Annotated in this window: 7 protein-coding genes; all 7 read right to left on the minus strand. The window is 45.2% G+C overall.

The window, feature by feature from the left end; all coding sequences use genetic code 11:
- Positions 1 to 66 precede the first annotated feature (66 nt).
- Positions 67 to 1,581 (minus strand): amidophosphoribosyltransferase, encoded by a 1,515-nt coding sequence (gene purF, locus SU60_RS07210; protein WP_041154926.1) that lies wholly within the window; start codon positions 1,579 to 1,581, stop codon positions 67 to 69.
- Between the two features lie 35 nt (positions 1,582 to 1,616).
- On the minus strand, positions 1,617 to 2,108 hold the full coding sequence (locus SU60_RS07215; protein ID WP_041154927.1) for a CvpA family protein: 492 nt from the start codon (positions 2,106 to 2,108) through the stop codon (positions 1,617 to 1,619).
- Positions 2,109 to 2,169: 61 nt separating this feature from the next.
- Complete coding sequence (locus SU60_RS07220; protein WP_041154928.1) at positions 2,170 to 2,775, minus strand: SPOR domain-containing protein; 606 nt, start codon at positions 2,773 to 2,775, stop codon at positions 2,170 to 2,172.
- Positions 2,776 to 2,789: 14 nt separating this feature from the next.
- Positions 2,790 to 4,052, minus strand: a complete 1,263-nt coding sequence (gene folC / locus SU60_RS07225; RefSeq protein WP_041154929.1) for a bifunctional tetrahydrofolate synthase/dihydrofolate synthase — start codon at positions 4,050 to 4,052, stop codon at positions 2,790 to 2,792.
- A gap of 44 nt (positions 4,053 to 4,096) precedes the next feature.
- Complete coding sequence (accD, locus tag SU60_RS07230) at positions 4,097 to 5,023, minus strand: acetyl-CoA carboxylase, carboxyltransferase subunit beta (RefSeq protein ID WP_041154930.1); 927 nt, start codon at positions 5,021 to 5,023, stop codon at positions 4,097 to 4,099.
- 216 nt (positions 5,024 to 5,239) lie between these two features.
- Positions 5,240 to 6,034: a tRNA pseudouridine(38-40) synthase TruA gene (gene truA / locus SU60_RS07235; RefSeq protein ID WP_041154931.1), complete on the minus strand. Its 795-nt coding sequence runs from the start codon at positions 6,032 to 6,034 to the stop codon at positions 5,240 to 5,242.
- Positions 6,035 to 6,106: 72 nt separating this feature from the next.
- A partial coding sequence (locus SU60_RS07240; protein WP_280806700.1) for a FimV/HubP family polar landmark protein occupies positions 6,107 to 7,369 on the minus strand: 1,263 nt, incomplete at its 5' end.

Here is a 7,369-nt window from a genome sequence, read left to right on the forward strand (position 1 = left end):
AAGTCATAACAAAAAACCAGAGCCTCGGCTCTGGTTTACTATTAAAGGCTGAAACAGTATGTACCGTTACGCGCCTTCGTTATGCAATTCTAAGTTGGCTAAATCTTGCTGAATCTCGCGTTGAACTTTCGCATCATCATTGCGTAAACCATCCAGAAAATCGAGATATTTCTGGTCAATATCTCCCGTCACATAGTGGCCATTAAAGACCGATGTATCGAACTGAGTGATATCTTGATTGCCAAGGCCAACCGCTTCAACCAAATCTTCCAGTCGTTGATAAATTAGGGCATCAGCGCCAATCGCTTTGCAAATCGTTTCGTTGTCGCGACCATGAGCAATTAACTCTGTCGCACTTGGCATATCAATACCATACACATTAGGGAAACGGACTTCAGGTGCGGCAGAAACCATGAAGACTTTATTTGCACCAGAATCACGTGCCATCTCAATGATTTGCTCAGAGGTGGTGCCACGAACAATGGAATCGTCCACCAACAAAACGTTCTTGTCTTTAAACTCCGAACGAATCGCGTTCAATTTGCGGCGCACGGATTTTTTACGTTGCTGCTGACCAGGCATAATAAACGTACGGCCAACATAACGGTTTTTAACAAAACCTTGGCGATATGGCTTGTTGATGGCCTGAGCAATTTGCAAGGCAATATCGCAAGAGGTTTCAGGGATTGGGATAACCACATCAATATCTAGGTCTGAGTAATCTTCACAGATACGTTCACCCAACTTCTTACCCATTTCAACACGAGCACTGTAAACCGAGATCTTATCGATGAATGAATCTGGGCGAGCAAAGTAAACAAACTCAAAAATACATGGGTTTAGAGTCGGACGATCGGCACACTGTTTGGTAAACAGCTCACCGTCAAAGGTCGCGTAAATCGCTTCACCAGGTGCTACGTCACGCACAAAATCGAAACCAACCGCATCAAGAGCAACTGATTCGGACGCAACCATATATTCGGTTCTGCCATTTTCTTCACGCTTACCTAAGCAGAGCGGACGGATACCGTTAGGGTCACGAAATGCAATCATACCATGGCCAATGATCATCGCCGTCACAGCATAAGCACCACGAATTGTACGGTGTACGTTGGTCACAGCACGAAACACGTCTTCCGTAGTGACATTCCCTTTCACGGAATCAATTTCGTGGGCGAGTACGTTAAGCAGCACTTCTGAATCTGATGTCGTGTTAATGTGACGACGGTCTTTTTCAAACAGCTTTTGACGAACTTCGTTCGCGTTAGTCAAGTTGCCGTTGTGGGCAAGTGTAATACCGAAAGGAGAGTTAACGTAGAAAGGTTGTGCTTCTGAAGCGCTTGAACTACCAGCAGTTGGATAACGAACGTGACCGATACCAACCTCACCTTGCAAACGCTGCATGTGTTTTGCTTCAAACACATCCTTGACCAAACCGTTCGCCTTACGCAGACGAAAACGATTGCTTTCTATGGTACAAATACCAGCGGCATCTTGGCCACGATGCTGTAACACCGTTAACGCGTCATAAATAGACTGGTTTACAGGCGTTGTGCCCACGATTCCAACAATACCACACATGTCCTAATCCTCGATTTGCGACAGTAGCTGCACTACTAGAGAGTGCCAGACAAAAAACTCGATGTTGCTTGTAAATGCTCGAAGAATGGGGCAATGATACGGCTGAACTCTGGGATCAACTGTGATTCTTTCCACCAATCCGAGCTTGGGAATGCAGTAAACGCATCCATAAAAAACAAAATCGCGGAAACAATTAACACTCCGCGTAAGCCACCAAATACAACCCCTAGAATACGGTCTGTACCTGACAACCCTGTTTTTTGTACCAATTGACCAATGACGTAATTCACCACTGCGCCAACAATTAAAGTCGCGACAAACAATGCCGCTATCGCCGCTCCGTTCCGAAACATGTCATCTTCGATGTTGGTGAAGTACGCCGCCAACTTCGCGTAGTAGTTGCTGGAGACAAAAAAGGCTCCAAACCAAATCACTAACGACAATGCTTCTTTTGCAAAGCCACGAACTAAACTGATCAAAGCTGAAAAGCCGATCACCCCTAAAATGACAAAATCTAACCAATTCATATTTTCTTCATCTTAAGTTGGCGCGCATTTTAACAGAAAAAATGCCGACGCAAACGTTTTCTTATGGATTTAATGGCTTAAATTTAAGCAATTGACCTTTGGAGCCTGTAATTTTTTGTAATTCTTGAACTTGTCTTTCAAGTTTACTTTTGGATACATCTGGCCCCACAATCACACGTGTAAAGTCATTCTCTCTTTTCGTATGGGCCTGGTAACCACGTTTTTGTAGGTCCGCGACGAGCGCTTCAGCATTTTCATGATTCTTCAACGCCATCAGTTGAATGATCCATCCCGAATCCTCGTACTGGTTTTTTTCTTCAACTTGACGAGTGACGACTTCAACAGGTTCAGGCTGAGTAACGTGTTTAGGTCGAGATGGGGACTCTGGCTCAGGAATACGCTCATTCATCGATGCAACCGCCGATGGCTCTTCGGACTCGTGCACCACCGCCTCTACGGGAGACTCTGGCAACGAGATATCATCTTCAACAGGATCAAGAATCTCAAAATTTTCCACTTCACTATCAAGTTCTGGTTTGATAGGAATACTGGCAAATTCTTCTTTATAGTGCAGTTTTTGACCATCTAAGACATCAGGCAAAACAATCACTCCGACTGCTACCAATATGATGGTACCGACTAAACGGCTTTGAAATTTACTTGCCATCCAATTACCTTTAATTACTTATTTTTTGACTGCCAATGCTCCAACACCTCACCCACAGTATGAAAGGAACCTACGACCAAAACGACATCATCTTGGCTGGCATCGGATAATGCGCTTTCAAACGCGTCTACAGGTGTCTCGAACTGAGTTTGCCCTACTGGTAAGTAGTGACACAGTTCAGCGGCAGTTGCCGCTCGTGGACCTTGCAGAGAGGCTGGGTACCAATGAGTCGCGATAGGTGTTAATGCCTTAATTGTTGCTTTAATGTCTTTGTCATGCAGCATGGCAACCACGACGTGAATATTTCGCCCCGCATACTGCTGCTTCACTTTTTCTGTCAAATATTCTGCGGAATGTGGGTTATGTGCGACATCGAGTACGATGGTTTGTTCGCTTTTCAGCACCTGCATTCGCCCTGCAAGCTGAGCATTATTCAAGCCATTGACAATATTTATGTCAGTGATTTGCAATTCCGATGCACCTAACGCCATTAAGGCTGTCGCGGCATTAGGTAACGGAAGTGATGGCAATGGTAGATCGTCTAAAGCAAATGCGCCAGAGGTCCATTGCCACCCATTACCTGTCCGCTGGTAGTCAAATTGAATACCGACCTGGAAAAACTCAGCACCGATGTCATCTGCATGGGCCGCCACGGTCGCTGGTGGTGTTGGCTGGCCACAAATCGCTGGCTTACCCGCACGATAAATTCCCGCTTTTTCAAACCCAATGACATTAATATCGTCGCCTAACCAGTCAACGTGATCGACGGCCAAACTGGTGATAACAGAGACGTCATGGTCAACGACATTGGTCGCATCCAAACGGCCACCGAGCCCGACTTCGAGCAGCACTACATCAACATTTTCAGCTTGGAATATGCGTAATGCTGCCAGTGTGCCGAATTCAAATAAACTTAGGCTGATTTCACCGCGCTGTTTTTCAACATAATCAAACGCTGCACAATGTTTTTCGTCTTCAACGTCAACGCCATTAATGCGAACACGTTCGTTGTAACGTATTAAGTGAGGAGAACTGTAGACGCCTACTGAATAACCCGCATCTAATAGAATCGCTTCCATTAGCGCACAGGTTGAACCTTTGCCGTTGGTTCCTGCGACGGTAATAACACAAGGGGCGGGTTTAGTAAGCTTGGCTTTTTTTGCTACCGCTTGGACACGGTCTAAGCCTAAATCGATTGCTGAAGAGTGAATATTCGCTAAATAATCAAGCCACACCTCTAATGATGATGTGGCTTGAGGAATTGAGTTCTGGTTCATCTAACTATAACCATTAATTTCTTGGTTTTATGTTAGACGCTACTTTACCCTTTTTCGTCCGCTTCTGGTACAGAATATGGTTCTTCATTTGGAGATTCGTTCACAGAAACTACCAATGGAGAAGAATGGTTGGTCATTTTTGCGATTAAACCACCCACACGTTGGCGCATTTCGCGTCGATCAACAATCATATCGATCGCACCATGATCTAAAAGGAACTCACTACGCTGGAAGCCTTCAGGTAAGTCTTCACGTACTGTTTGTTCAATGACACGACGGCCTGCAAAGCCGATCAATGCTTTAGGCTCACCAATATTGATGTCACCCAACATAGCTAAACTCGCAGAAACACCACCCATTGTCGGGTCAGTCAAAACCGAGATGAACGGCAAGCCTTTTTCAGATAGACGCTCAAGAGCCGCACTGGTTTTCGCCATCTGCATTAGAGACATTAACGCCTCTTGCATACGTGCACCGCCACTTGCTGAGAAGCACACCAATGCACAATTATTTTCAATCGCTGACTCAACCGCTTTAACAAAACGAGCACCAACGACAGAACCCATTGAACCACCCATAAAGGAGAATTCAAACGCACATGCAGCGATTGGCATACCTAGAAGCTCACCTTGCATAACAACCAAAGCGTCTTTCTCTCCACTACTCTTCTGAGCAGCAGAAATACGCTCTTTGTAGCGCTTGGAGTCTTTGAACTTCAGCTTATCTTGTGGCTCAAGCTCGCTCCCCAATTCCACACGATTGCCTTCGTCTAAAAACGTTTCCAATCGACGACGCGCTTTCATACGCATGTGATGGTTACATTTCGGACAAACTTCTAGGTTACGTTCAAGCTCTGCATGGTATAGCACCTGCTCACAAGAACTACATTTAGTCCACACACCTTCTGGAATCGAAGCTTTGCGTGAAGTTACGATGTTGCTTTTCTCTAAAATCTTTTCAAGCCAACTCATGGAAGACCTTTTCTCTCAATTCTTCCGCCTCATTGCGAAAGAAATAAATTCGACATAATTACCGAAGGATTAAACCATATCTCGGCGCTACTGTAGATAAAAAACTGGTTGTACCTATTTCATTTGACCCAAAGAATCTTAAGATACTTGGTCTAGCGGGTCGTAATCGCACCCTTTCAGTGTAAGCTACCGATATTTTGAAGCAAGTTTGTAAAGTTAGTTCAAATTATCTGGTAAAAATAACGGGCCGATTGGCTCACAAGGTAAATCAAATTCGTGTGGATAGTCCACATCGACCAGATATAACCCCTCTGCTTTTGCCGTCGCCCCCGCAAGCTTGCGGTCTTTCGCCTCTAATAACCACTGAATCCACTCAGGCTGCTCTTCACCCCTGCCAACCTTAATTAAGCTTCCAGTGATGTTACGCACCATATGGTGTACAAACGCGTTTGCTTTGATGTCTATTACAACATAATTACCATGCCGCGTAACATTCAGATGCATGATATTGCGAAATGGGCTACGCGATTGGCAATGCGCTGCACGAAAAGACGTAAAATCATTTTCACCGAGCAAGAACTGCCCCGCTTGGTGCATTTTCTTCTCGTCCAAATCTCCATGATAATGACTTACACCTGTACTTAAGATTCCTGGCCGCAACGCGTGATTAAATATGATATAGCGGTACCGGCGGGCCGTTGCAGAAAATCGCGCATGAAAATCATCTGAGACCTCTTTTGCCCAACGTACCGCAATGTCACCTGGCATGTTTGCGTTTGCTCCCATCGTCCAAGCCACCATTTTTCGATTTACATTGGTATCAAAATGAACCACTTGCCCTGTACCATGAACCCCCGCATCTGTCCTTCCCGCACATTGCACTTCTACAGGGTGATTTGCAACGATGGACAATGCTTTTTCTAACGATTCTTGAACACTTTGAACTTCTCTTTGCCGTTGCCAGCCGAAGTAATTTGTACCGTTATACTCGATACCTAATGCGATTCTCATTTCAACCTACGAACTCTAAAATGGGTCGAGAAGTATATACAAAAAAGGGTAGCTCCAGCTACCCTTCTTGATTTATCGACCGTTAATCGCGTCTATCAGCTGTTTTGCTTCACGGCGAATATCATCTTCACCATAAACAATCGCCTCTTCTAACAATTTTATCGCACCTTTATGGTCATTCATTTCTAAATAAATTTTAGCCAAATCGAGTTTTCCACTCGCTTCCGAATTGGTATCAACATCCACATCGCCGAACTCACCAATCACATCGGGGAATTCGTTGAGGCCAACATCAAGTTTGAGCTCTTCCTCTTCAAACTCCCCACCCTGTTTGTCTACTTGAGCCATCAACTCATCAATGGTCATAAACTGGCTTTTCTTAGCATCGAAGTCTTCTAGGTCATCTTGCTCCGCCCAGTTTTCTTCAGCAATTTCAGGATGAGGTAAAGTATCAGCGGAACGCCATACATCACGTTGGTCTTCCGGAACATCATCACTTTCGCTTACCGTCTCTTCGATGTGCGACGGCGTTTGAAACCCTTCCCAATCGTCTCCTACGTCCAGCATGGTCTCAAAGTCCATACCTGCACTAGCGATGGTTTCGCTGTCTAACTTACCGTTAAACGTTGGAGATGGATCATCTTCAGACAACAAGCTCGCCATTGTCTCATTCTGATAATCGTTTGAGGTTAAATCTTCATCTGCTTTTGTCGCTTCTGGTGTGTGTTGTGCTTGATCACTGTCAAGATCACGTTGCTGAGCAAAGACTTCAAACAAAGCGTCTTGGTCATTATCAGCTTTAAGGCTCGACCTAACACTTTGTGGTTCCGGAGAAGGCGTGTCTTGCATCGAAGCGAGCGCATCTTCTTCGTTGAACTCAGGCCAATCGTTTTCATCAAAGTTGAACTCCTCATCCGCGGCTTGAGGAACGTCGTCATTCTCTGAATCTACAAATTGAGGTTCATCCGCCATGGAAGCTAATGCATCTTCTTCATCGAACTCTGGAAGATCGATATCGTCGAAGCTAAGCTCATCTTCTGCTTCCTGTTCAGCCGTTGATTCTACAGTTGCACTTTCCTCATTGACTGCCCCAACCTGCTCCGGTTCAGGCTCGCCAACCATAGATGCTAATGCATCCTCTTTAGCAATCTCTGGTTCCTCACCTAACTCGGCAGGCGTAGGCTCCGCAATATTGAGTTCGTCTTGAACGTCGACTTTAGACTCAATATCTGCACGATTTTCAGCATCAGGTTCAACTGGCTCCGGTACAGATTCATCTGCCATTGATGCTAGCGCATCTTCTTCAACAACTCTGGTTCTTCGCCTAACTCGGCA

This window comes from Vibrio mytili, from assembly GCF_000830505.1.
Classification (GTDB): domain Bacteria; phylum Pseudomonadota; class Gammaproteobacteria; order Enterobacterales; family Vibrionaceae; genus Vibrio; species Vibrio mytili.

Bases quoted from the DNA above. Each gene is read 5' to 3' on its own strand.
- folC (WP_041154929.1), bottom strand. From the start codon at position 4,052: ATGAACCAGAACTCAATTCCTCAAGCCACATCATCATTAGAGGTGTGG.
- accD (WP_041154930.1), bottom strand. From the start codon at position 5,023: ATGAGTTGGCTTGAAAAGATTTTAGAGAAAAGCAACATCGTAACTTCA.
- SU60_RS07215 (WP_041154927.1), bottom strand. From the start codon at position 2,108: ATGAATTGGTTAGATTTTGTCATTTTAGGGGTGATCGGCTTTTCAGCT.
- purF (WP_041154926.1), bottom strand. From the start codon at position 1,581: ATGTGTGGTATTGTTGGAATCGTGGGCACAACGCCTGTAAACCAGTCT.
- truA (WP_041154931.1), bottom strand. From the start codon at position 6,034: ATGAGAATCGCATTAGGTATCGAGTATAACGGTACAAATTACTTCGGC.
- SU60_RS07220 (WP_041154928.1), bottom strand. From the start codon at position 2,775: ATGGCAAGTAAATTTCAAAGCCGTTTAGTCGGTACCATCATATTGGTA.